We start from the raw sequence: 3,326 nt of genomic DNA, 5'->3' as shown, positions 1-3,326 counted from the left end.
TTTGTTTTAGTCTCGGTGTAATTAGTACCAGTCACCTTACACACCTCACAGTGCTACCAGATCCGGCCTATCAACCCCATCATCTCTAGGGAACCTCAAACGAAACCTCATCTCAAAACAGGCTTCCCGCTTAGATGCTTTCAGCGGTTATCCCTCCCGTACGTAGCCAACCAGCCCTGCTCCTGGCGGAACAACTGGCACACCAGAGGTACGTCCGTCCCGGTCCTCTCGTACTAGGGACAGCCTTCTTCAAGTTTCAACGCGCGCGGCGGATAGAGACCGAACTGTCTCACGACGTTCTGAACCCAGCTCGCGTGCCGCTTTAATGGGCGAACAGCCCAACCCTTGGGACCTACTCCAGCCCCAGGATGCGACGAGCCGACATCGAGGTGCCAAACCATCCCGTCGATATGGACTCTTGGGGAAGATCAGCCTGTTATCCCCGGGGTACCTTTTATCCGTTGAGCGACACCACATCCACAAGTAGGTGCCGGATCACTAGTCCCGACTTTCGTCCCTGCTCGACTTGTAAGTCTCACAGTCAAGCTCCCTTGTGCACTTACACTCACCACCTGATTGCCAACCAGGCTGAGGGAACCTTTGGGCGCCTCCGTTACATTTTGGGAGGCAACCGCCCCAGTTAAACTACCCACCAGGCACTGTCCCCAACCCAGATCATGGGCCAAGGTTAGACATCCACTACGGTCAGAGTGGTATTTCAACAACGACTCCACAATCACTAGCGTGACCACTTCACAGTCTCCCACCTATCCTACACAAACCGCACCGAATACCAATACCAAGCTATAGTGAAGGTCCCGGGGTCTTTTCGTCCTGCCGCGCGAAACGAGCATCTTTACTCGTACTGCAATTTCACCGGGCCTGTGGTTGAGACAGCAGGGGAGTCGTTACGCCATTCGTGCAGGTCGGAACTTACCCGACAAGGAATTTCGCTACCTTAGGATGGTTATAGTTACCACCGCCGTTTACTGGGGCTTAAATTCTCCGCTTCGGACTTACGTCCTAACAGGTCCTCTTAACCTTCCAGCACCGGGCAGGCGTCAGTCCGTATACATCAACTTAACCGTCTTCGCACGGACCTGTGTTTTTGATAAACAGTCGCTCCCCTCTATTCTCTGCGACCCCCACCAGCAACACACCGAAAAAGGCATGCAACCAGCAAGGGCCCCCCTTCTCCCGAAGTTACGGGGGCAATTTGCCGAATTCCTTAACCACAGTTCACCCGACCGCTTTAGTATTCTCTACCTGACCACCTGTGTCGGTTTCGGGTACGGGCCATACACATACATCGCTAGAGGCTTTTCTCGACAGCAAAGGATCACCACCATCACCCAACAATTGGGCTACGCATCACGCCTCACACAAAATATCGACCGCATTTCACTAGTCGACGTGCCACACGCTTACACCAAGATATCCAACACTTGGCGCGGCTACCTGACTGCGTCACCCCATCACTGAACTACCACGGATCAGGCCCCACGCATCACCAACAACCACACACCCAAAAGGATGCGCATGTTGCCAGTTCAGGGTGGTTAGTATCACCGCTTCACTCTTTGTCGCATGCATACGGGTACGGGAATATCAACCCGTTGACCATCGACTACGCCTGTCGGCCTCGCCTTAGGACCCGACTCACCCTGGGAAGACGAACTTGACCCAGGAACCCTTAGTCATCCAGCGGATACGATTCTCACGTATCTCTCGTTACTCATGCCTGCATTCTCACTCGCACACAGTCCACCACCCCTTACAGTATGGCTTCACCCCATGCACGACGCTCCCCTACCCATAGTAAAAACTATGCCGCGGCTTCGGCGGTGTACTTGAGCCCCACTACATTGTCGGCGCAGAACCACTCGACCAGTGAGCTATTACGCACTCTTTCAAGGATGGCTGCTTCTAAGCCAACCTCCTGGCTGTCTTCGCGATCCCACATCCTTTTCCACTTAGTACACCCTTAGGGGCCTTAACCGGCGATCTGGGCTGTTTCCCTCTCGACTATGAAGCTTATCCCCCACAGTCTCACTGCTATAGAACACTTAACCGGCATTCGGAGTTTGGCTGATGTTGCTAAGATGATAGTCCCGCTCAACCAACCAGTAGCTCTACCTCCGGCAAACTACTATAACGCTGCACCTAAATGCATTTCGGGGAGAACCAGCTATCACGGAGTTTGATTGGCCTTTCACCCCTACCCACAACTCATCCCCTCAGTTTTCAACCTAAGTGGGTTCGCGCCTCCACAACCTCTTACAGCTGCTTCACACTGGCCATGGGTAGATCACCCCGCTTCGGGTCCAGGACATGCCACTTACAACACCCAATTAGGATTCGCTTTCGCTACGACTACCCCACACGGGTTAACCTCGCGACATGCCGCTGACTCGCAGGCTCATTCTTCAAAAGGCACGCCATCACACACACGCGGTGCTCTGACGGATTGTAAGCGCACGGTTTCAGGAACTCTTTCACTCCCCTCCCGGGGTACTTTTCACCATTCCCTCACGGTACTTATTCACTATCGGTCACACTTAGTATTTAGGCTTACCGGGTGGTCCCGGCAGATTCACAGCAGATTCCACGAGCCCACTGCTACTCGGGCAAACAATCACCACAACACGACACGCCTTCACGTACAGGGGCTCTCACCCTCTCCGGCACACCATCCCAGGTGACTTCCGCTAACACGCCGCATCATAGGGGTACATGGCAGCATACCCACAATCATCGCCCACAACACCACACGCGCAACCCCTGCCAGGTATCACACACGCATGGTTTAGCCTCATCCACGTTCGCTCGCCACTACTAGCAGAATCACAATTGTTTTCTTCTCCTACGGGTACTGAGATGTTTCACTTCCCCGCGTAACCCCCACACAGACTATACATTCATCTGCAGGTAACACTCCATAACAAGTGCCAGGTTTCCCCATTCGGACATCCTCGGATCAACGCTTTGTTGGCAACTCCCCGAGGCATAACGCAGCCTCACACGTCCTTCATCGGCTAAGCATGCCAAGGCATCCACCGTACGCCCTTGTAACAAAACAAAAACACACAACAAACAAACAACAAACAACCACCACACACAAACAGCATGACAATCACTTGTTGTTAGGCAAACTTACAATCAAAAAATTCTTCCACAAGAATAAAGATGCTCGCGTCCACTATACAGTTCTCACACAACACACCCCACACACCAACCACCAACCAAACCAGTCAGTGATCAACACGCGGAATCAATCAAGACAACACAACTGCTGCCTCAGACACCCAACAGTGCACCAACACACA

The 3,326-nt window shown here is 53.0% G+C and carries 1 rRNA gene; it reads right to left on the bottom strand.

Annotated features, from left to right (window positions below):
* Positions 1–3,079: ribosomal RNA gene (locus KBX14_RS11110) — 23S ribosomal RNA — on the bottom strand.
* Between the last annotated feature and the right edge of the window lie 247 nt (positions 3,080–3,326).

The sequence above is a fragment of the Corynebacterium sp. CCUG 61414 genome (assembly GCF_024453945.1).
GTDB classification, from domain to species: Bacteria; Actinomycetota; Actinomycetes; order Mycobacteriales; family Mycobacteriaceae; genus Corynebacterium; species Corynebacterium pseudogenitalium.
This window is presented reverse-complemented; position numbering and strand designations above follow the sequence as displayed.